The sequence below is a fragment of the Stenotrophomonas sp. GD03877 genome, from assembly GCF_029840555.1.
In the GTDB taxonomy this organism is placed as follows: Bacteria; Pseudomonadota; Gammaproteobacteria; order Xanthomonadales; family Xanthomonadaceae; genus Stenotrophomonas; species Stenotrophomonas geniculata.
Map to the genome: position 1 here is coordinate 1 of NZ_JAOCCT010000054.1, position 21,562 is coordinate 21,562.

Below are 21,562 nucleotides of genomic sequence, written 5' to 3' on the forward strand. Positions count from 1 at the left end.
AGGCGCCTTGCGCGTGCTGAGCCACTCGGCCACGTAGATCTGAGTGGCCGCGGGAGGAAGCACCACGGAGACATTGGCGATGCCCGAGTAGGGACTGCACCCCGCGAAATTGCATGCCCTCACGCGATAGGCGTAGCTGCCATTGCCACGGCTGGCACCAAAGCTGTTCCCGCCGCCGTTATGCACCACCGTCCAGCCACCACCGTTGGCACTCTCCTCCAGCACGAAGCTCTCGCTGTTGGCCGGCACCGACCAGCTCAGGCTGTACTGCGGCACGTTCACCAGGCCCGGCGCGCTGATCACCGGCTCGATCGTCGGCGGTCCGATCACTGCTACCGTCGACGTGGCCGACCACGGTCCGCAGCCTGCGCCATTGCAGGCGGCAACCCGATAGCCATAGCTGCCGACCCCGCGCGCAGCGGTGGCATAGGAACCCGCGTTGCCGTCGAACAGCGTGACCCATCCGCCACCATTGCTGCTTTCCTGCAGGGTGTAGCGCGTGGCACCAGCCACCCCGTTCCAGCCAATGCCGATACTGCCCGGCGCAGCGCGTGCCGGCGCAGAGAGACCTGGCGCAGTGGCAGGCGGATACACCACCGTCACTGCGGCCGTGGCGCTGTATCCCGTGCATCCCACCGGATTGCATGCGCGAACCCGGTAGTTGTAGCTTCCCGCTGCCTTGCCACTGAAGGCCTTGGACTGACTGATGGCGTTGTGCACCTGGGCCCAAGCGCCACCATTGGCGCTTTCCTCCAGCTCATAGCGCTCGGCACCGGAGGCCGTAGACCAGCCCACGCTGTAGCTGCCATTGAAGGCCGTGGCAGGCACGTTCAAGGTCGGTACGGTGGATGGCGCCAGTGCCACGGCCACTGATGCGACATTGCTCCATCCGCCGCACACCGCCCGGCAGCCGCGCACGCGGAACTGATAGGTTCCTGTGATCAGGCCGGTGCTGGTGAACGATTGCGCCGCACCATCAAAGACCGTGCTCCAGGTGCCCGCAAGGGCACGCTGCAGCTCATAGCGGTTGGCACCACCGGCCGGGCTCCAGGTCAGGTTCACGCTGCCCTGGGTGATGTAGCCCGGCGCACTCAGCGCGGGAACGCTGGGTGCGGCTTCGCCATGCACCTGGGACACCAGGCTGCCTGACAGGTAGAGATAGTCGGTCTGTTTGCCGGTACGTTCGTTGCGCTGGAATCGCAGCACACCGCCGTTGTCGTAGAACGAGTAGATTGCCCCCTTGCCACTGGCGCTGGCCTTCACCCGGCGCCCGTGGGCGTCATACTCGTAGCTCTCTGCTGTACCCGCCGCACGCAGCCGGTTGCCGTAGTCAAACGCGAAAGCCTGGCCATTGCGCACCGAAAGATTGCCCTGCACGTCATAGCCAAGACCGGTCACGGTTGCCCCGGTTCCGGTTTCGATCACGTTGACCAACCGATTCGTCGGATCGAAATAGTGCGTACGATCGCGGCTGCCGACCTTGGCACGGCGCAGGTTGTCCAGCGCGTCATACTCATACAATGCGTTGCCGAAGCCCGGTGCAGTGACCGTCCGCAACCGGTCCAGGCCGTCATAGGTCATGTCCCGGTTGCCGGGCGCCCCGGGCAGGCCATCGGAAATGGCCATCACGTTGCCGCCAGCATCGTAGTCATAGCTGTCATCCAGCACTGCGGCCGCTGCAGTGGCATCGCGGCTGCGGTCAGGCAGTCCGCGGGCATTCTGGGTCAACGTGTGCACGATCCCGTTGCCATATACGAAGCGGGCCAACGCGCCGTTGGCGAAGTAACTGGCCTCTTTCGCATAGCCGCCGACCGTCGTCGCCCGACCCAGTGCATCCGGCGCATAGCTGACGACACGCCCCCCCGGATAGGTATTGCTGGCCAGTGTGCCGTTGGCATCGTAGCCATAGGCCAGGCTCAGATTACCCAAATCCGGATGCTGCAGGGTTTCGCCACTGAGCAGGCGGCGGCGGTTGTACTGGTAGCGGTTGACGACCATCGGCCGGGCCGGGTCGTTCTGCGTACTGATCTCGGCAGGCAGACCATCAGGCGCGTAGGACCAGTTCTGATTTCCGCGCCCATCCGGGAAGATCAGGGTCGACAAGCGGTTGGCGGCGTCGTAACTGCGCTTCACCGCACGTCCGCTGGCCAGGGCTTCACTGCGGTTGCAATCGGTGGTGCTGGTCAAACCCGTGCCGGCCGCCGACCACAGCACGTTGCCTGCCGCGTCGTAGTCCTGCACGGTCGCGCCGGTTTCCGGTTCGATGGTCTTGCACAGCTGCTGGTAGCCGTCATAGACGTAGCGGCGTGTCAGCGACTGGCTGCCGTCTGCACTGCGGCGGGTGATCGCCAGCGGCTTGCCCAACGTGTCTCGCTGGATCTCGGTCACTACGCCTTCCGGGTGCTGCAGCGTCAGCGGCATGTCGTAGCTGGGCTGGTCGTAGGCAAGATGACGGGTCGTCGTAGCCTGCCCGCGGGGGTTGGTCACCTTCACCGACAGGTTGCCCACGTACTCGGTGCGGGTAACCAGTGCCCCAAGCTCGGACGATTGACTGACCACGGTGGGGCGGCCCAACGCGTCGTACTGCGTCGTGGTGCCGGTCAGGGTGGCATTGATATCGGAGAACTGCCGGGTGGGATACGAGGCAAACACGGTCTTGCCGCTGGTGTCGTAACGGGTCACCACGGCGCTGTCCAGCACGTTGTTGGCGTTTTCGGTCACCAGCACCGGGCGGAACATCGCATCCAGGTAGGTATCCGTGCGCCGCCCGCCCTGCGTGCGGGAGTGCTTCCACGCACCGGCGGGCACCCCCAGCTGCGCGCCACCCAGCCGCTGCAGGTCCATGGTTACGCCATTCCAGTTCACGCTGTCGCCGCCAGGGAACTGCTGGCTGCGCAGCCTGCCCATGCTGTCGTAGCTGAAGCTGGTGGTTGCGCCGGTTTCGTCGGTCAGCGAGGTGATCCAACCGTTGTCGTCGACGACAACCGTGCGCACCGCGCCATTGGGCGCTTCGGGCGTGGCCGGCATGCGCAGCTGCTGCGGAACACCACGCTTCCATCCCGACAGATGGCTGGTATTGCCGCGGCCATCGGCCACCGAGGCAACCGTGCCGTCGGCTGCGTAGGTCACCTGCTGCGCCAGACGGCCGAATGCATAGGCGCGTAACGGTAGTGCTTTGGCCGTATCGAATTCGGTGCGGGACTGCTCGATGCCATTGAGCACACTGCGCGCCGCCTGGCCGTTCACCCACAGCGCGGGATTGTCGTAGTAGCTGGTGCTGCTGGTGCGACTCTGGCCGGCGGAATTCGCTTCGACAACGGTGACTTCGCGCGCAAATGCATCAAAGGCCTGCACGGTGCGGGTGAACTGCACGCCATCCTGATTCACGACTGTGCTCTGCACTGGGCGATTCAAATGCTCTCCCAGTTCCCTGGCCCCGTACTTGAGATTCCGGCCCGCCTCGCCCGGGAACGGTGCGCTGGCAAGCTGCGCGTCCGGGTAGTAGTTGCTGCGCTCGGTGCGAACCACCGCGCCACCCGAGCTGGTGGTCGTGGACAACAATCGACCGTCGTTGTAGCCGACTTCCTTCCCGAATTCGTAGGTCCGAATGACCCCGTCCGGCAGAGTTTCAATTGTAATCTTGGGTTCTGCCTGCCCCACCGGGATCATCGGCCACCCAGCCTGGTCGACTCTCCTGTCGTACTGCCACCCCAGATTGGTGTACTGATAGCTCCACTGCGCGGTGGGCATCCCCGGGCCGCTTATCCGCTTTGCTACCAAAGACATCGCGTCCCGATAGAGGGGCGTGAGATTCCATCCGTCGGCCAGCAACTGTTCGTCGCCGGAGGTCTGGCAGTTGAACGGAACATTCTTGCGCCCGTGCCGGAAAGGTCGGAATACAAAGGTTCCCACCGCACCTGATGGATGCGTGATGGAGGCTGTCACCTCGGTCTGCACGATCTTGTTCGTCTTCGCGCACAGCCCAGGGTAGTCCATGTAGGCTGAGGGGTCCTGCCCGGTATATTCGGGGTACTTCTTCGTCACGTGGACCGGAGGCAGGTCGTAACGCCAAGCGGTGCCATCCGGCAGCGTCACCGACTGCAACACACCGGCCGGGGTGTAGCCATAGGTCCAGGTGCGGCCCGCTGCCGTTGCCGTTGCAATGCGGCCCTGGGAGTCATAGGCAAGGCTGATGCTGCGCCCATCGTTGGCAACGATTCGATCCAGCCGCCCGCCACTCCATTCGTAGCGGACCCAGTTACCGAAACGATCGACAACCTGGGATGGATAGAGGAAGACCTTTTTCCGTTTCAGCGTGGCATGGGTGATGGTGTCGTAGGGCTGGAGAACGGCAGACTCGTTCTCGCGCGCCACCATCCAGTCGAAGTAGTACTTGGTTCCATCCGGCGCGTGGCCCAGAAAGCCTTCGCCCGGCTGGCCGCTCTTGAGCGCATTGAGGCAGGAGAAGAACCATCCCCCTTTTGTGTTCCAGGGCGTTGGCGTGCCAACCTGCGGAGTTGGCTGGCGCGCGTCCCCGCTGCCCGCCAGGACGGTTTCACCGCCTCCGCCCGGCAATGAAAGCCTCACCCCATCCCAATAGGTGTGGGGAGAAAAATTGATGGTCTGGGTATGCTTGTAGTTCCAGACATCCAGCGACGGAGGTGCGGAAACTGTCGAGCAACGGGCGCTTGGCGTCCAATGCCCGCCGATCGCAGTTTCCGGCTGGTCTCCGTAAGTGCCTGAAAGCGACGGAATGTCGAGATCCCAGTTTCCATACTCCTTGTCATTTGCACTGCCGCTGACATCCCCATAACTGCGGCTGAGCGAAACCGCGAGCCCACCATTGCCCGGAATCGAAACATCCGTGGCCTTGAAGCTGATCGAACCGTCATAGAGGTTGACCTGCTCGCCGAAGATCTCGCCCTTCAGCGGTTCGACAAGGTCCCCGTACTTCAGTCGCTTGTCGTACTCCTGCCGCCAGGTGGGAACGATCTGGGCGGAAACGCCGACCGGTGCCAGCACGCACAGGGCAACGACACCGAGAAGAAGACCCTTGGCAGCCATTGCGGCGCGCGGATATGAAATGAGGCCAGACTGCATGCAGATCCTCCCTGGATCGACGTCCCTGTGTGCCCCACCTGCGCCGAACGGCAGTTCGCCTTCGACCAGGCGGCACCCACGCCGGCAGACAGCCACGCGTTGCTTCACGGTGGGCGGGTGCTGGTCACAGATATGAACGAATAATGAAGATGGCGTCAAGTCTACGTATTGGCCACACTCGGCAAAGTCACGTCAGCCAGCAGCCTCCCGTGCCCTTCCCCGCTCCACATAGAATGTCCCCATGAGCACCCTGACCTTCCGCGCCGCCACGCCGGCCGACATCCCCGCCCTTATTGCCCTCGTCACCTCGGCCTACCGCGGCGATGCCAGCCGCGTCGGCTGGACCACCGAAGCCGACCTGCTGGACGGCGCCCGCATCGACGCCGAAGGCATCCAGGCCGACCTGGACCGCCCGCGCTCCACCATTCTGCTGGCCGAGCGCGGGGATCAGCTGGTGGCCTGCGCCCATGTCGCCGATCTCGACGGCAAGGGCTACTTCGGCATGTTCTCGGTCGACCCGGCCCAGCAGGGTGGCGGCGTTGGCAAGCAGCTGATGGACGCTGCCGAAGCGCACGCCGCACGCGAATGGAAGGTGCCGGTGATGCAGATGACGGTGATCGACGTGCGCGACGAGCTGATCGCCTTCTACGAGCGTCGCGGCTACAGCCGCACCGGCATCAAGAAGCCGTTCCCGTATGGCGACGAGCGTTTCGGCATTCCAAAGCGCGACGACCTGCGCTTCGAGATCCTGGAAAAGCCGCTGACCGGAGCCGTCGCGTGAGCGAGGCCTGGACCTTCGTCTGTGCCGGCGCCGAGCTGTTGCCGGGTGAAATGAAGAGTGTGTTCGACGAGGTGACCGGCACGCCGATCGTGGTGTTCAACCTCGACGGCGAGCTGTACGCCCTGGAAGACCAGTGCACGCATGAAGAGTTCGAGCTGTCCTCGGGCGAGTTCAACACCACCGAAGGCAGTGTGGAGTGCGTGCTGCACGGGGCGCGCTTCGACGTGCGTGACGGGCGCGCGCTGTGCGCGCCGGCCTACAGCCCTGTGCCCAAGTTTCCGGTGAAGCGCGAGCACGACGCTGTCTGGACCCGCGACGACCGGGATTGAGGCAGCGCTCCGCCCGGAGAGATCATCCACGGGGCGCCCCGCCAGAGAGCATCAACCCATGGGGTGGATCTACCGGAAGGCCATGAGGCCCCTTCCAGGGCGCCCCGTGGCCGCCTCGGGAGGCCGCCACGCCCCGCACATGCGAATCATTATCGTTGATGTTATTCTACGTAACATCTTCGTAACGACTCTGCCCCCGCGCCATGGCTTCGCCCGCGCCCACCGCCACGCTGTGCCAGCTTGCCCGTCAAGGGTGGCCGCTGCTTGTGGTCGTGCTGCTGACGCTGCTGCTGGGCTGGTCGGCATTGCACGAAGGGCGCGGCAACAACCCGGCTGCCCACGGCTGGCAGGCACACGCTGATGATCTGCAGCAGGTCATGCCGATGCCGGCCCCGCCGGCGGACGCGTGCCCGCACCATGCCGCGCCAGCACCGGAGCCGCCGCTGGATGGCGAGGGCACCACGCCCTGTACCGGACTGGCTCCCCCGCGCGCCGCCCTGGTCGCGCATGTTCCGCTATGGCGCTCCAACGCCCTGCGCTGGCAGCTGCACGATCCCGCACTGCGGTTGAACCCCGGCCACGCACCGCCCGCACCGCACGCCAGCTGAGGCGACCTGCGGCTTTTGCCGTGCGCCTGTTTACGTTTCCTGCCAGCCGAGCGTCGGCTCGGCTCTACAGATACCGCCTTCTACATGTCGTCGCGCTGCCTGCGCTTCGGCCCGCGCCCTTTTCTGATCCAAGCCACCGCCACCCAGACCATGACCCACATCACGTCCCGCAAGCACGCCCCGCGCGTTTCCCTGCTCGCTACCGCCACCCTGGCCGCCGGCTTCGCACCGCTGGCCGCACAGGCCGCCGACAGCGCCGATGCCAGCTCCCGCAACGCCACCGACCTGGACAAGGTGCAGGTGCGCGGCAGCTGGTTCAATCCGTCCTCGCCGAAGTTCACTGCCGAGCTGCTGGACACCCCGAAGTCGGTGTCGATCGTGTCGGAAAAGCTGATCGCCGAAACCGGTGCGACCAACCTGCAGGATGCGCTGCGCATGGTCCCGGGTATCACCTTCGGTGCCGGCGAAGGCGGCAACCCGACCGGTGACCGCCCCTTCATCCGTGGCTTCGATTCGCAGAGCAACGTCTTCGTCGACGGCCTGCGCGACGTCGGCTCGCAGACCCGCGAGATCTTCGACCTGGAGCAGGTGGAAGTGGTCAAGGGACCGAGTTCGGCCTACGGCGGCCGTGACTCCGGTGGTGGCAGCCTGAACCTGGTGAGCAAGACGCCGAAGCTGAAGAACGAGACCAGCGCCAGCATGGGCATCGGCACCGACAGCTACGCACGCGGCACCGTGGACGCCAACTACGTGCTGGGCGATGGCATCGCCGCCCGCCTGAACCTGATGAAGCACGCGTCGGACATCGCCGGTCGTGATGCGGCCAATGTCAGCCGTTGGGGCATCGCGCCGTCGATCGCGTTCGGCCTGAACGGCCCGGCGCAGCTGATCGCCAGCCACTACCACATGCAGAGCGATGACCTGCCGGACGCGGGTGGTTTCCCGTACAACAACCCGTTCACCAGCGGCCCGAACGTGGCCAAGAACGGCGACGGCCGCCCGATGGTGCCGGACCGCAACAACTACTACGGCCTGGTCGACCGTGATTTCCAGCGTACCCGCGCCGATATCAGCACCCTGGACGCCAGCTACGATTTCGGCGGCCACAAGCTGCGCAACATCGCGCGCCTGGGCAACACCAGCAACGACTACCTGTGGACCCAGCCCGACGACAGCAAGGGCAACCCGAACAACTACGGCACCCTGTGGCGCCGCACCAACAGCCGCGCCGTCGACGTCAAGAGCTTCGCGGACCAGCTGGGCCTGACCGGCGCCTTCCAGACCGGCGCGCTCAAGCACAGCTACAGCGCGGGCGTGGAGTACAGCGACGAGAAGATGACCCGCGGCAGCTACCTGATGTCGCCGGGCACCGCCAATCCCCTTGAAAACAGCGCCAACAGCACTCGCTGCCAGGTGTCCGGCGCGGCCACCGGCTACAACTGCACCGACTTCAACAATCCGAACCCGAACGATCCGTGGGCGGCCGGTCAGATCGTCTATCGCAGCGACAAGGCGCTGGACGTCGAGCAGCGCACCAAGACCACCTCGGCCTACGTGTTCGACACCATCGAGCTCAATGAGCAGTGGATGATCAACCTCGGCCTGCGCTACGACGACTTCCGTACCACCCTGACCACTCCGGTGGCCGGCAAGGCACCGACCCGCGTGCGCAACAGCAACGACTTCCTGAACTACCAGGCCGGCGTCGTGTTCAAGCCGGCCACCAACGGCAGCATCTACCTGTCCTGGGGCACCTCCTCGACCCCGCCGGGCATGGACGGTGGTGACGGTTCGGACGGCCTGAGCGCGGCCGTTGCCGACCTCAAGCCGCAGGACACGAAGAACCTCGAACTGGGCACCAAGTGGGACCTGCTGGACAACCGCCTGAACCTGACTGCTGCGATCTTCCACACCGTGATGAACAACGCGCGCGTGACCGTCGACAACGGCACCAGCCAGAACGCCGGCAAGAAAGAGATCAACGGTTTCGAGCTGGGCTTCAACGGCCAGTTGACCGACGCCTGGAGCCTGTACGGCGGCTACACCTACCTCGATTCCGAGCTGAAGGACAATGGCTTTGTCTGTGGCGCACCGGTGGGCCGCACCTGCCCGTCCAACGTCTACGTGCCGTCGCCGAACAACGGCAACGTGTTCCCGAACACCGCCAAGCACAGCGCCAACCTGTGGACCACCTACCGCTTCCCGATCGGCCTGACCATCGGCGCTGGTGCGTTCTACTCGGACAAGCAGTACGGTGATGTGGCCAACACCAAGTGGATTGCCAGCTACACCCGCTTCGACGCGATGGCCAGCTACGCGATCCAGGACAACATCAGCCTGCAGCTCAACGTGCAGAACCTGACCGACAAGACCTACTTCACCAAGGCCTATGCCTCGCACTACGCGAGCATCGCCCCGGGTCGCTCGGCCACCCTGGCACTGAACGTGAAGTTCTGATGTAACTTCGCTCCACCACGGCGGCAGGCTCTCCTGCCGCCGTTTTTGTTTCCGGCGATACTCACCCCATGGCGACCCTTACCCCCATCGACAGCGACGCCCTGGCCGAACTGCTGCAGCACGACCCGGCAGCCGCGTTCGCACGCGTGCGCGACGCTGCGCAGGCCGGCCAGGTCGAGGCACAACTGCTGCTCGCGCAGATGCACATGGAAGGCAAAGGCACCGCGCAGGACGCCTCGGCGGCACTGCTCTGGTACGAAACCGCCGCCAACAACGGCGCGCCGATGGCGATGAACATGCTTGGCCGCTGCCACGAACTGGGCCAGGGCACCACGGCCAATCCGGCACTGGCCGCAGTGTGGTACCGCCGCGCGGCCGACACCGGGCTGGACTGGGGCCTGTACAACCTGGCCAACCTGCTGGCCACCGGCCGCGGCGTGCCGCTGGACCGCGCGCAGGCGCTGGCGCTGTACACGCGCGCCGCGCACCTGGGCCACGCCAAATCGATGAACCTGCTGGCCCGCCACCTCGAAGACGGACTGGAGATCGAGCGCGATCCGCAGGCGGCGCTGGACTGGTACCAGCGCGCGGCCGAGGCCGGTGATTTCCGCGGCCAGGCCAACTACGCCTCGATCCTGCTGCAGGCCGGCCACGTCGAGCAGGCCGTGCACTGGCTGCGGCTTGCACTGGCCCACGGCAGCCCGGCGTTCATGGCGCACCTCGTGCCGGAACTGGCCGCATCGCCGCATCCACAGGTGCGCGCCCTGGTCGCACCGCCGTCCCTCTGAGGAGTCCCGCATGCTGCTGCACATCCCCGACATTCTCAGCGCCGACCAGGTGGCCGACTTCCGCCGCCGGCTGGATGCCGCCGACTGGACCGATGGCCGCGAGACCGTCGGCCATCTGGGCGCACAGGCCAAGCACAACCAGCAGCTGCCCGAGGCCTCACCGCTGCGCCGCGAACTGGGCGAGATCATCCTCGTCGCACTGGCCCGGCACCCGCTGTTCTTCAGCGCCGCGCTGCCACTGAAGTACCTGCCACCGCGCTTCAATCGCTACAGCGGCGGCGGCACCTATGGTTTCCACGTCGACGGCGCGGTGATGAACCTGGCCAACGGCGAACAGCTGCGTTCGGACATCTCCTGCACCCTGTTCCTCTCGGCGCCGGACGAGTACGAGGGCGGCGAACTGATCATCAGCGACACCTACGGCGAGCATGAAGTGAAGCTGCCGGCGGGCGACCTGATCGTGTATCCGTCCAGCAGCCTGCACCAGGTGCGGCCGGTGACCCGAGGTGCGCGCGTGGCCTCGTTCTTCTGGGTGCAGAGCATGGTCCGCGACGATGTGCAGCGCCGCCTGCTGTGGGAAATGGACGGTTCGATCGAGCGCCTGCGGCAGACCGGCGGCGACGCCGAAGCGGTGCTGCAGCTGACCGGCGTGTACCACAATCTGCTGCGGCGCTGGAGCGAAGTCTGAGCCTTGCCGGGCCGGCCTGCGACATTTTGGCAATCATTCTCATTTGCAACAGCTAACAGCTCTCATTACAATCACGCCCCGTTGATGCCGGCCACTGCCGGCAGACCCCTGGGGACCCCTGCTTGCTGCGCCCGCTTCGCCCTCGCCCACTCATCCATCGCAAGATGGGCACCGCCATGCGCGGCCAGCGTCCTGCGCTGGCCAGCCTGCTGGCGTGGGTGGCGATGCTGGTACTGCTGATGGGTACTCTGCCGCTGCTCCCAGAGGCCCACGCCGGCAACGCCGCGCAGGCAGTGCAGCCGCCGCTGGAAGAGCGTGGCGGCGAAGCCCCGCTGCAGGAAGAAGCCCCGGCCAAGCTGCGTCGCTGTGCTGCCGCGCCGGTGAAATCAGCCGAGAAGGCACACCCGCCGCTGCTGCTGGCCAGCCAGTGGCTGCGTACCGAACGTGAACTCGTACCCGCCACGCCGGCCATGCCCGGTGTGCGCCCGGACTGGCCGCTGGCCGCTCCGGACACGCCCTGGGCCGACGCGCCCGGGCGCCGCCAGCAACGCGGCCAGGCGCCGCCGCTCGCCTGATCCACGGCCCTGCGTGACCGCCCGCGCGGTCGCGTCAGCGCACCGCTGCCTGCTTCATCCCTGCCGCCCCTGACCGGGCCTCCCCGTGCATGCCGCGCCACTCGCGCCTGGCATTGCACCACCCTGCATCCTTCGAGGTTACTGCCATGGCCCAGCGCCATCGTGTCCGTTCGTCCCTGTCCCGTACCCTGCTGACCAGTGCCGTACTGGCGGCCATGACCGCCCCTGCCTTCGCCCACGGTGACGCTTCCGGCGCGCCGCAGACGCTGGACAAGGTGGTGGTCACCGCCTCCGGCTTCGAGCAGAAGGTGGTCGATGCACCGGCCAGCATCAGCGTGGTCAGTCGCGAAGAACTCAGCAAGCGCCCCTACACCAACCTGGTCGACGCGCTGCGCGACGTCGAAGGCATCGATGTCGGCCTGGAAGCCAGCGACAAGAACGGTCGTGCCACCATCTCCATGCGCGGCCTGCCGTCCGAGTACACGCTGGTGCTGATCGACGGCCGCCGCCAGAGCAATGTCGGCCAGCTGTACCCGAACAACTTCGGTGGCGGCCAGTTCGCCTACCTGCCGCCGCTGGACGCGATCGAACGCATCGAAGTGGTGCGCGGCCCGATGTCCACGCTGTACGGCTCGGATGCGATGGGCGGCGTCATCAACATCATCACCCGACGCAACCAGGACAGCTGGCACGGCGCCGTGACCCAGGGCTTCACCGTGCAGCAGGATGACCAGTTCGGTGATGCACGCACCACCGACCTGTACCTCAGCGGCCCGCTGCTGAAGGACCGCCTCAGCCTGGCGGTGCGCGGCAGCTACTACGACGCCAAGGCGTCCAATCCGGAGTGGGATGCACTGACCCTGCCCGACGGCAGCCTGTGGGAGCGCAGCATCGGCTTCGGCGGCGGTGGCAAGTCGGTTGCCAACACCAACTGGAACACCGGCGTACGACTGGACTTCCGCGTCAACGATGATCACGAACTGTGGCTGGACTACGACGTGTCTCGGCAGAAGTACGACAACAGCGAAGGCCAGACCGGCACGCTGGACAGCCTGGCCAGCCTGTGGCGCGTCGGCAACGCGGTCATCCCCAACCCGAACGGCAGCGGCACCGTCACCCGCCGCGTAGTGCAGCCGCGCGTCGGCTACACCGCCTACCAGCGCTACGAGCGCGATCAGTTGTCGTTGACCCACCAGGGCCGTTACAGCTTCGGCACCTGGCAGACCTCGCTGACCCACAGCAAGAGCAGCAACCTCGGCCGCTCGCTGCCGCTGACCCTGGACGAGCGCGCCAACCTGCAGACGCTGTGGAATGACGTCTGCCGCCGCACCGGTGCCGCCAACAACTGTGCGGCCGGCCGCGGCAATGCGCTGACCGCACTCAATCCCAGCGAGATGGCGCGCCTGCAGGCGTTCCTGCCGCGCCCGCTGCGCACCATGGAATTGGAAGGCTACGTGCTCGACACGATGCTCGACCTCGACTTCGGCGCGCACAAGCTGACCGTCGGCGGCCAGTACAACGACACCGACATGATCGATGGCGTGTTCGGCATGGATGGCGCCGGTTACCGCAGCAACACCAAGCAGAAGCACCGCATGTGGGCCCTGTTCGCCGAGGACAACTGGGCGTTGACCGATAGCCTCACCGCCACCTTCGGCCTGCGCTACGACGACCACAACGTGTTCGGCAGCCACGTCAGCCCGCGCGGCTACCTGGTGTGGAACGCCAGCGACGCGTGGACCTTCAAGGGCGGCGTCAGCACCGGCTACAAGACCCCGCGTCCGGACCAGCTGTTCCCGGGCATCACCGGCTTCGGTGGCCAGGGCGTGCTGCCGCTGGTGGGTTCGCCGAACCTGAAGCCTGAAACCAGCACCAACTACGAGTTGGCCGCCTACTACGAGGGCCAGCGCTGGGGCTTCAACGTGACCGGCTTCTTCAACAAATTCGAGGACAAGATCGCCAGCGGCGGCACCTTCCCCAACTGCGAAGTGGCCCGCGCCGGCAGCGGCTACTGCGTGGACATCGGCCCAGGCTGGGCAGCACTGGGCTACAGCACCTTCACCCAGAGCGTGAACATCGACAAGGCCGAGACCCGCGGTGCCGAGCTGGCCGGTCATGTCGACCTGCTCGACACCCTGCAGCTGCGCGGCAACTACACCTGGACGAAGAGTGAGCAGACCAGTGGCGCACAGAAGGGGCTGCCGATCAGCGGCACCATGCCGGCAAAACACATGGCCAACGCCAGCCTCAACTGGCAGATCAATGAAGCGGTCAGCCTGTCGCTGATCGGTGAGGGCCGCTACGACCGCTACCGCGACACGCTGCTGGATGCCAGCGGCGCCAGCCACACCCGCTACTACGAGGACTACACGATCTTCCATCTCGGTGGCAGCTGGAAGGCCACGCCCTGGCTGACGGTGAACGCACGGGTCAACAACCTGCTCGACAAGGATTTCGTCTCGCAGTCGTGCCTGTTGATCAGCCAGAGCGAATTCAACTGCGTGGACGACTATGCGACCAAGGACCAGCGCCGCAGCTACTGGATCTCGCTCAACGCGAAGTTCTGATCGCCGCGCACCGCCTTGGTGGGTGCCAACCTTGGTTGGCACCGCCCTGCTCTGGTGGGTGCCAACCTTGGTCGGCACCGCTTCATCCACGCATGGCGTGGATCTACCGACCCGCGGTGGCGGTAGTGCCGGCCGCTGGCCGGCAACCGCTAAAGCCCCCTCCGGGATACAGAACGACACGCAATTGCGAGCTATTCTCATCAATGATGTAATGGGCAGTCCCCGTCCGCCCCGAACCGTGCCGTGAGCCGTCCTGCCTCTTCCACCGTGCAGCAGCAACAGAACCGTGGCTTCTGGCTGCGGACGCTGCACCAGTGGCACTGGATCAGCTCGGCGGTGTGCCTGATCGGCATGCTGCTGTTCGCGGTGACCGGCCTGACCCTCAACCATGCCGCGAAGATCGAGGCCAAGCCCGAGGTGCAGAACCAGCATCTGGAGCTGCCGGCCGAACTGCTGGGCCAACTGGGCACCCGCGAAGACGGCAACGCGCCGATCCCGCGCCCGGCGCGGCAATGGCTGGATACGCAGCTGGGCATCGCCATTGGCGGCCGCCCGGCCGAATGGTCGGCCGAAGAGATCTACCTGTCGCTGCCGCGCCCCGGTGGCGATGCTTGGCTGAGCATCGATCGCCAGACCGGCGCGGTGGAATACGAATCAACCTCGCGCGGCGCGGTGTCCTACCTCAACGACCTGCACAAGGGCCGCAATGCCGGCCCGGCGTGGGGCTGGTTCCTGGACCTGTTCGCCGTGGCCTGCCTGGTGTTCTGCATCACCGGCCTGTTCCTGCTGCACCTGCATGCGCGGCAGCGGCGCATGACCTGGCCGCTGGTCGGCCTCGGCCTGATGATCCCGCTGCTGATCGCCCTGCTGCTGATCCACTGACTTTCCTTCGTTCCTGGAGCCGCCCCATGCGCGTCACCCTGACCATCGCCCTCAGCGGCCTGCTGGCCACTTCGCCGGCCTATGCCACCACGCTCGACATCAACGTCGAAGTGCCCAAGCTCAACGTCGCCGAGTACCACCGCCCGTACGTGGCGGTGTGGCTGGAAGGCGCCGACCAGAAGGTCGCGGCCAACCTGTCGGTCTGGTACCAGCAGACCAGCAACAGCGAAGGCCATGGCACCAAGTGGCTGCCCGACCTGCGCCAGTGGTGGCGCAAGAGCGGCCGCACCCTGCAGGTGCCGGTGGACGGCGTGACCGGCCCGACCCGCCCGGCCGGCAAGCACGCGCTGTCGTTCAACGACAAGCAGCCGGCACTGAAGCAGCTGGCCCCGGGCAACTACACCCTGGTGGTGGAAGCGGTGCGCGAAGTCGGCGGCCGTGAACTGCTGAAGATTCCCTTCACCTGGCCGGCCACCGCCGCACAGAACGGCAAGGCGCAGGGCGCCACCGAACTGGGCCAGGTCACCCTCGCCGTCAAACCCTGAGAGGGGACGGAGGGGATCAAGTCGTAGCCCCCTCTTCCTTGCCGCATCACCCGCATCCACTGGAGTCCTCCGCATGAAGCGCACGCTCGTCCTCGCCGCCGCCCTGGCCGCTGCCCTTCCCTTCTCCGCCCTGGCCCACAAGGCCTGGCTGCTGCCCTCGCAGACCGTGATCGCCGGCAACGCGCCGTGGATCACCGTCGACGGTGCGGTCTCCAACGACCTGTTCTATTTCAACCACGTGCCGCTGCGCCTGGAATCGCTGGTGATCACCGCGCCGGACGGCAGCACCGTGCAGCCGCAGAACGCCTCCACCGGCAAGTACCGCAGCGTGTTCGACATCGAACTGAAGCAGCCGGGCACCTACCGCATCGCGTCGGTCAATGACGGCCTGTTCGCCACCTACGAGCAGAACGGCGAGCGCAAGCGCTGGCGCGGCAGCGTCGCCACCTTCGGCGAACTGCCCAAGGACGCAAAGAAGCTGGAAGTGAGCCAGTCGGTCGGCCGCGTGGAGACCTTCGTCACCAACGGTGCGCCGAACGACACCGCGCTGAAGCCCACCAACCGTGGCATCGAGCTGGTCGCCGTCGGCCACCCGAACGACCTGTTCGCCGGCGAGGAAGCCACCTTCCGCGTGCTGGTCGACGGCAAGCCGGCCACCGGCCTGGAGTTCGAGATCGTGCGTGGCGCCACCCGCTACCGCAACGCGCAGGACGAACTGAAGGTCACCAGCGATGCCAAGGGCGAGATCAAGGTGACCTGGCCGGAAGCTGGCATGTACTGGCTGGAAACCGGCACCGAGGACAACAAGACCTCGGTGAAGCAGGCCGCCAAGCGCCGCCTGAGCTACGTGGCCACGCTGGAAGTGCTGCCGCAGTAATGACGTGGACCGCGATGCCGGGCAGCCCCGGCATCGCATCTGCAGCACACCACCATGACCGATCCCCTGCTCGACATCGCCCGCCTCGGTGGCACCACCATGGGCACCACCTGGAGCGTGTCGCTGGTCGCGCCGCGCCAGCGCGACCTGTACCCGCTGCATGCCGGCATCCAGGCGCGGCTGGACGAGGTGGTCGCGCAGATGAGCACCTGGGAGCCCGGCTCGGACCTGAGCCGCTACAACCGCGCCAACGCGGGCCAATGGTGCGCGCTGCCGGCTGAGACCCGCCAGGTGCTGGCCTGCGCACAGGCCATCGCCGCCGCCAGCGATGGTGCATTCGATCCCACCGTCGGCCCGTTGGTGGCACTGTGGGGTTTCGGTGCACATGCCGGCGAACGCCGCCAACCCGATGCCGCCACCGTGCAGGCCACGCGCGAGCGCTGCGGTTGGCAGCGCCTGCAATGGCGCAGCGATGCGCTGCTGCAACCGGGCGGACTGGAACTGGATCTGTCGGCGATCGCCAAGGGGTTCGGCGTCGATCACGTGGCCGCCTGGCTGCGCGATCAGGGCATCGCCGCTGCACTGATCGAGGTCGGTGGCGAACTGGCCGGCTACGGCCGAAAACCGGACGGCCACCCCTGGCGCGTACTGGTGGAATCCGCACCGGAAGAAGACGCGCACACCGAAACACCACCGCGGGTGCTGGCGCTGGAGGACAAGGCGGTGGCCACCTCCGGTGATCGCTGGCACCAGTACCAGGCCGATGGCGAGGCTTACAGTCACAGCCTGGACCCGCGCTCTGGCAGACCGGTGCGGCTGGTCGCCGCAGCGGTCACCGTGGTGGCCGACGACGCCATGCACGCCGATGCCTGGGCCACCGCACTGACCGTGCTCGGCCACGAACAGGGCATGGCGCTGGCCGAACGCGAAGGGCTGGCCGTGCGTTACCTGCAACGGGCCGCCGTAGGCCCCCGCGAATTCCTCAGCAGCGCTTTCCAGCGCCTGCTCGACGAGCAGGACGCATGAGCGCACGTCCATCGCGCGCGTGGCTCGGCAACGCACTGGCTCTGTTCCTGTTGGCAGTGATCGGCTGGGCGCTGCTGCGGCTGCATCTGGGTGAAGCCTGGTGGCAGGGCGCGCCGCCGGCACGGCAAACGCAGATCGCGATCATCGCCACCGCGCTGTATGCGCTGGCCTGCGCCGCACTGTGGTGGCGTGGGCGACCGCGCGACGATGCCGCCTGTGGCGACGTCGCACCGATCCTGCTGGTCTGGTCCAGCCAGACCGGCTTAGCGCGTGAGCTGGCCGAACGCAGCGCCGAGGCCCTGCGCGGTGCCGGCGTGCCAGTGCGCGTGCGCGGACTGCATGAGGTCGACGCCGCGTTGCTGGCCGACAGCCAGCGCGCGCTGTTCATCGCCAGCACCACTGGCGAAGGCGATCCACCCGATCATGCGCTGCCGTTCCTGCGCGGGGTGATGGCCTCACCGACTGCGCTGCAGCACCTGCAGTACGGCGTGCTCGCACTGGGCGACCGCAGTTACGGCCACTTCTGCGGATTCGGCCACCAGCTCGACCAGTGGCTGCGCCAGCATGGTGCGCATCCGCTGTTCGATGCGATCGAAGTCGACAACGCCGATCCGGCCGCGCTGCGCCATTGGCAGCAGTTGCTGGGCCAGCTCGGCGGCGGCGCCAGCGAACTGCCCGACTGGAGCCCGGCCGAGTACCAGCCGTGGACGCTGCTACAACGTGAGCATCTGAACCCGGGCAGCCCCGGCGGCCCCGTGTATTGGTTGCGCCTGCAGCCCCCGGCCGATGCAGATGCGCAGTGGCAGGCCGGTGACATCGCCGAGATCGGCCCGCAGCACGCACCGCACACCGTGCGTGCCTGGCTGGACGCACAACGCTTCGATGCGGATACCGTGCTGGATGACGGGCAGACGTTGCTGGCACGCGTCGCGCGCTCGCACCTGCCCTCATTGGTTCCCCCAGGTGATCTGCCCGCATTGCTGGCGACCCTGCAACCGCTGCCCCATCGCGAGTACTCGATCGCCTCGGTGATGGCCGACGGTGCGGTGGAACTGCTGCTGCGTCGCCAGCTGCGCGCGGACGGCACGCCTGGCATCGGCAGCGGCTGGCTGTGCGACCACGCGGCCATCGGCGAACCGGTGCAGCTGCGCCTGCGCCGCAACGACAATTTCCATGGCGTCCCCTTCGATGTACCGCTGCTGCTGATCGGCAACGGCACCGGCATCGCCGGCCTGCGCGCACATCTGCACGAACGTGCCCAGCGTGGCGCACGCCGTACCTGGCTGCTGTTCGGTGAGCGCACCGCCGCCCACGACTTCCACTTCGGTGAAGAACTGCAGGCAATGCTGGCCGACGGCTCACTGGCACGGTTGGATGCCGTGTTCAGCCGCGACGGCGGCGCGCATCGCTATGTGCAGGACCGGCTGCTGGCCGAAGCGGCAACGCTGCGGCAGTGGGTGGATGAAGGCGCCACGATCCTGGTCTGCGGCAGCCTGCAGGGCATGGCCCCGGCGGTGGATGCGTTGATCGAGCAGGTGCTGGGTGCTGCGGGCAAGGAAGCACTACTGCTGGCCGGTCGTTACCGGCGCGATGTGTATTGAGGTCGCCGCATCCACGCATGGCGTGGGGCCCACCGGCGCCCAGGAATCATCCCGCCGCTGCACAGACCCGTATCGCCAACAACTCGCCACCGCCCTGCAACGCGTGCCGCTGACGTTCGCCGGCCGCCAACCACGCGGTATCGCCGGCCCGTAGCGCGGGCAGGCCGCTGTCGGCACCGAACTCTGCCTGACCGGACAGCAGATGCAGCGCCCAGGCCACGCCCGGTTCGCAGAAGAAGAACATCGCGCCCACCAGTGGCCGGTGCAGCAGTTCGGCCTGCAGCAGCTCGCGCTTCCACATCAGGTTGAAGTCGTGGGTGGTGCCATCGACCAGTTCACCGTGCAGGGTTTCCTCGCCGGCAAAGCGCACCCGTCCATGCGGCGGCAGCACCTCGGCAACGCGGCCATCGTCGAAGCGCAGGCGCACGCCATTGCCCTGCAGCAGCACCAGCTCGCGCTCCACGCCGGGGAAGGCGGAGAACGCGGCGTCCTGCTCGATCTCGGCCACCGACAGGCGCAGCGCCCAGTCATCCCCCTGCGCAGGCAGGCGCAGGATCTCGCGGGTCCAGCCAAGTCCATTCCGCCAGCGTTCGCGGCGATAGTCCAGGCTGGAAATGACCTGGCTCGGAGTGTGCAGCAGGGAGTCGATGTTCATCCACGCATTGCATCATGCCGCGCGCCGTCGTGCATCACCGCGTGGCGAGCGTGCCCTGGCCACCGCACCCGCCGGCCAGCAGCTGCGAGTGCTTCAGCCAATCCTGGTCGGGGTAGTAAGCAAACACCATCGTGCCACCACGCAACGCATCGATCAGCGGCTTGGCCACCGACAGCCGCACCGCCGGGCAACCCAGGCTGCGTCCCAGCCGCCCCTGCAGCTGCGCGGTAGCCGGGTTCACGTACGGCGCACCATGGATGACGATCGCTCGGTCACGCGCGCGGTCATTGAAGCCCGGTTCCAGACCGGCCAGGCGCAGCGAATATCCATTGCCGCCCATGTAGGTCTCCTGCGCGGTGAACGCGCCGAGACTGGACATGAAACTGCCGTCGCGGTTGGAGAAGTGCTCGGTGCGGTTCTCGCCGCTGTTGCGGCCATGCGCCACCCATTCCTCGAACAACAGGCGCTGATGGGCCAGGTCGAACACCCACAGCCGCGGCTCGGTGGACGGGCGCGAGTAATCGATCACGCTGAGGCGATCACCATTGATGCCCAGTTCCGGCCGCTGCAACGCACAGCGCATGGCGTGCGCCGCCAGCTGCAGCACGTGGCGGTCGGCCTTGGGCGCACTGCGCGACAGCAGGGCAGCCAGATCATCGGCAGAGGTGGCGAGGGCGGGCGTCTGTGCCAGCGCCGGGGCGCTGGCCGAGGTCGCCAGCAGGCCGAACGCGGCCAGCCGGCACAGGCGGGATGCAGTCATGGGCACAACGAGGGGACTCAGTTGCCCTTGAGGGTGGACCCTGGCGGCTCAGATTCCAAGACCGGCTGCATTCCGGATTCAGCCGGGCTTGGGCGGACCGCCGGCAGCGAGGTGACCAGCAGGGTCGTGCCCGGCACCAGCACCTGGTACAGCTGGCGAGCGAAATCGGTCGGCAGCGCCATCGGCAGCGAGGGCGTGGCCAGCAGGTCCGGCGTGGCCTGGGCACGGTCCTGGCCCAGCAACGGATAGGCCGTCCACTGGTGCAGCCGCTGGTTCACGTCCAGCGGGCTGGGGGTGTCGCTGTAACCCTGCCCCATCACGAACAGCGTGGTGCCCTGGAAGGCCGGCAAGGCGTCGGCCTTCAGCGGCGACTCGCCAATCATCACGCCGTCGCGCAGCACGTACAGGCGCTGGTCGTGCAGGCTGACCAGGATGCCGACCTGCCCGGCCGGCGCCGCGGCGTCGTTCCACCAGGCCTGTGCCGGGGCTCCGCCCTCGGTCTCCGGCAGGGCCTGGCCGCGCGCGTTCACCGGCGCCAGCACCGACGGATAGGCCAGGGTCATCGGCGAGCTCTTGGCATCGGCCACGACCACGGTATCGCCGCGCTGGGTTTCACTGAACAGCTTCTGCGCGAAGGCCTGCGGCAGGCGCACGCAGCCGTGCGAGGCCGGATGCCCGGGCAGGCTGCCGCCATGCAGGGCGATGCCGTCCCAGGTCAGCCGCTGCATGTACGGCATCGGCGCGCTGTTGTAGAGGTTGGACTTGTGGTCCTTGTCCTTCTGCAGGATGGTGAACACACCGGTCGGCGTCTCGTGCCCGGCCTTGCCCGAGCTGATCGTGGTCAGGCCGATGGCGATACCGTTGCGGTAGACATAGGCGCGCTGCTCATCAAGGCTGACCACCAGCACGATCGGGCCGGTCGGCGAGATTTCCGGATGCCACAGGTATTCGCCCGGCTTGAGGTCGGTCGGTCCGCGTACCTCGGCGGTGGCCGCAGCGGCAGCTGCAGGCTTGGCGGCCGGCGTAGGCGCAGCGGCATGGGCCAGCAGCGGCAGGGCCAGTGCAAGGGCGAGCATCAGGGTCGTGGGGCGGTGCGGAAGCATCCAGCGGGGGTCCTTTCCATGCGGAGCGGCCACCGTACACCATCGGCCCGTGGTGGCCGCGGCAAAACCAGGCGCCGGAAATGAAACTGCCCGGCGACACAGCCATGTGTCGTACCGGGCAATCGTTACGTCCTTGTCGGCCTGCTGCCGCCCCCTCGCATCCTGCGCTGTGGGGGTAGCGTTGCATCCTGCACGCGGCCGCGTCTGTCCTGTTTGTATC

Annotated in this window: 17 protein-coding genes; 13 read left to right on the top strand and 4 right to left on the bottom strand. The window is 66.8% G+C overall.

Going from position 1 to position 21,562, the window contains the following annotated elements:
• The coding region (locus N5D20_RS23710) for a wall-associated protein (protein WP_279948144.1) at positions 1-5,100 on the bottom strand (5,100 nt) is incomplete at its 3' end.
• Positions 5,101-5,341: 241 nt separating this feature from the next.
• On the opposite strand from N5D20_RS23710, the gene N5D20_RS23715 reads away from it, so the two are divergent.
• The 13 genes from N5D20_RS23715 to N5D20_RS23775 all read left to right on the top strand — a co-directional run bounded on the left by N5D20_RS23715 (position 5,342) and on the right by N5D20_RS23775 (position 18,824).
• Complete coding sequence (locus tag N5D20_RS23715) at positions 5,342-5,881, top strand: GNAT family N-acetyltransferase (protein WP_010483573.1); 540 nt, start codon at positions 5,342-5,344, stop codon at positions 5,879-5,881.
• Complete coding sequence (locus tag N5D20_RS23720) at positions 5,878-6,210, top strand: non-heme iron oxygenase ferredoxin subunit (RefSeq protein WP_043398428.1); 333 nt, start codon at positions 5,878-5,880, stop codon at positions 6,208-6,210. Before N5D20_RS23715 ends, N5D20_RS23720 begins: the two co-directional genes overlap by 4 nt.
• 203 nt (positions 6,211-6,413) lie before the next feature.
• Positions 6,414-6,818 carry a hypothetical protein gene (locus N5D20_RS23725; protein WP_043398425.1) on the top strand — a complete coding sequence of 135 codons (405 nt, stop codon included), beginning with the start codon at positions 6,414-6,416 and terminating at the stop codon, positions 6,816-6,818.
• A 150-nt stretch (positions 6,819-6,968) separates the two neighbouring features.
• Entirely contained in the window at positions 6,969-9,275 is a 2,307-nt protein-coding gene (locus N5D20_RS23730; protein ID WP_049455687.1) for a TonB-dependent receptor, read from the top strand.
• A 68-nt stretch (positions 9,276-9,343) separates the two neighbouring features.
• Positions 9,344-10,063: a tetratricopeptide repeat protein gene (locus N5D20_RS23735; protein WP_019336500.1), complete on the top strand. Its 720-nt coding sequence runs from the start codon at positions 9,344-9,346 to the stop codon at positions 10,061-10,063.
• A 10-nt stretch (positions 10,064-10,073) separates the two neighbouring features.
• Complete coding sequence (locus tag N5D20_RS23740) at positions 10,074-10,751, top strand: Fe2+-dependent dioxygenase (protein ID WP_019336499.1); 678 nt, start codon at positions 10,074-10,076, stop codon at positions 10,749-10,751.
• 164 nt (positions 10,752-10,915) lie between these two features.
• A complete protein-coding gene (locus N5D20_RS23745; RefSeq protein WP_049413405.1) occupies positions 10,916-11,326 on the top strand; it encodes a hypothetical protein in 411 nt (136 codons plus the stop codon).
• A 146-nt stretch (positions 11,327-11,472) separates the two neighbouring features.
• Positions 11,473-13,893 (top strand): TonB-dependent receptor, encoded by a 2,421-nt coding sequence (locus N5D20_RS23750; protein ID WP_191862958.1) that lies wholly within the window; start codon positions 11,473-11,475, stop codon positions 13,891-13,893.
• 243 nt (positions 13,894-14,136) lie between these two features.
• Positions 14,137-14,775 carry a PepSY-associated TM helix domain-containing protein gene (locus N5D20_RS23755; RefSeq protein ID WP_010483588.1) on the top strand — a complete coding sequence of 213 codons (639 nt, stop codon included), beginning with the start codon at positions 14,137-14,139 and terminating at the stop codon, positions 14,773-14,775.
• A gap of 26 nt (positions 14,776-14,801) precedes the next feature.
• Positions 14,802-15,320: a DUF2271 domain-containing protein gene (locus N5D20_RS23760; RefSeq protein ID WP_004147429.1), complete on the top strand. Its 519-nt coding sequence runs from the start codon at positions 14,802-14,804 to the stop codon at positions 15,318-15,320.
• Positions 15,321-15,393: 73 nt separating this feature from the next.
• Entirely contained in the window at positions 15,394-16,197 is an 804-nt protein-coding gene (locus N5D20_RS23765; protein WP_010483590.1) for a DUF4198 domain-containing protein, read from the top strand.
• A gap of 54 nt (positions 16,198-16,251) precedes the next feature.
• Entirely contained in the window at positions 16,252-17,223 is a 972-nt protein-coding gene (locus N5D20_RS23770) for an FAD:protein FMN transferase (protein WP_279915090.1), read from the top strand.
• Complete coding sequence (locus tag N5D20_RS23775) at positions 17,220-18,824, top strand: sulfite reductase subunit alpha (protein ID WP_279915092.1); 1,605 nt, start codon at positions 17,220-17,222, stop codon at positions 18,822-18,824. Before N5D20_RS23770 ends, N5D20_RS23775 begins: the two co-directional genes overlap by 4 nt.
• Before the next feature lie 46 nt (positions 18,825-18,870).
• Here N5D20_RS23775 and N5D20_RS23780 read toward each other — a convergent pair whose 3' ends face one another.
• From N5D20_RS23780 to N5D20_RS23790, 3 genes are read right to left on the bottom strand one after another with little or no spacing between them, the layout of a single operon-like run.
• Complete coding sequence (locus N5D20_RS23780) at positions 18,871-19,479, bottom strand: HutD family protein (RefSeq protein WP_279915093.1); 609 nt, start codon at positions 19,477-19,479, stop codon at positions 18,871-18,873.
• 34 nt (positions 19,480-19,513) lie between these two features.
• Positions 19,514-20,239 (bottom strand): murein L,D-transpeptidase catalytic domain family protein, encoded by a 726-nt coding sequence (locus tag N5D20_RS23785; RefSeq protein ID WP_010483599.1) that lies wholly within the window; start codon positions 20,237-20,239, stop codon positions 19,514-19,516.
• A gap of 17 nt (positions 20,240-20,256) precedes the next feature.
• On the bottom strand, positions 20,257-21,342 hold the full coding sequence (locus tag N5D20_RS23790) for a L,D-transpeptidase (RefSeq protein ID WP_191850749.1): 1,086 nt from the start codon (positions 21,340-21,342) through the stop codon (positions 20,257-20,259).
• Positions 21,343-21,562 lie beyond the last annotated feature (220 nt).

Excerpts from the sequence above, each read along its gene's own strand:
- N5D20_RS23745 (WP_049413405.1), top strand. The coding sequence starts at position 10,916 with ATGGGCACCGCCATGCGCGGCCAGCGTCCTGCGCTGGCCAGCCTGCTG.
- N5D20_RS23740 (WP_019336499.1), top strand. The coding sequence starts at position 10,074 with ATGCTGCTGCACATCCCCGACATTCTCAGCGCCGACCAGGTGGCCGAC.
- N5D20_RS23730 (WP_049455687.1), top strand. The coding sequence starts at position 6,969 with ATGACCCACATCACGTCCCGCAAGCACGCCCCGCGCGTTTCCCTGCTC.
- N5D20_RS23785 (WP_010483599.1), bottom strand. The coding sequence starts at position 20,239 with ATGACTGCATCCCGCCTGTGCCGGCTGGCCGCGTTCGGCCTGCTGGCG.
- N5D20_RS23760 (WP_004147429.1), top strand. The coding sequence starts at position 14,802 with ATGCGCGTCACCCTGACCATCGCCCTCAGCGGCCTGCTGGCCACTTCG.
- N5D20_RS23735 (WP_019336500.1), top strand. The coding sequence starts at position 9,344 with ATGGCGACCCTTACCCCCATCGACAGCGACGCCCTGGCCGAACTGCTG.
- N5D20_RS23715 (WP_010483573.1), top strand. The coding sequence starts at position 5,342 with ATGAGCACCCTGACCTTCCGCGCCGCCACGCCGGCCGACATCCCCGCC.
- N5D20_RS23780 (WP_279915093.1), bottom strand. The coding sequence starts at position 19,479 with ATGAACATCGACTCCCTGCTGCACACTCCGAGCCAGGTCATTTCCAGC.
- N5D20_RS23775 (WP_279915092.1), top strand. The coding sequence starts at position 17,220 with ATGAGCGCACGTCCATCGCGCGCGTGGCTCGGCAACGCACTGGCTCTG.
- N5D20_RS23770 (WP_279915090.1), top strand. The coding sequence starts at position 16,252 with ATGACCGATCCCCTGCTCGACATCGCCCGCCTCGGTGGCACCACCATG.
- N5D20_RS23725 (WP_043398425.1), top strand. The coding sequence starts at position 6,414 with ATGGCTTCGCCCGCGCCCACCGCCACGCTGTGCCAGCTTGCCCGTCAA.
- N5D20_RS23790 (WP_191850749.1), bottom strand. The coding sequence starts at position 21,342 with ATGCTTCCGCACCGCCCCACGACCCTGATGCTCGCCCTTGCACTGGCC.
- N5D20_RS23750 (WP_191862958.1), top strand. The coding sequence starts at position 11,473 with ATGGCCCAGCGCCATCGTGTCCGTTCGTCCCTGTCCCGTACCCTGCTG.
- N5D20_RS23765 (WP_010483590.1), top strand. The coding sequence starts at position 15,394 with ATGAAGCGCACGCTCGTCCTCGCCGCCGCCCTGGCCGCTGCCCTTCCC.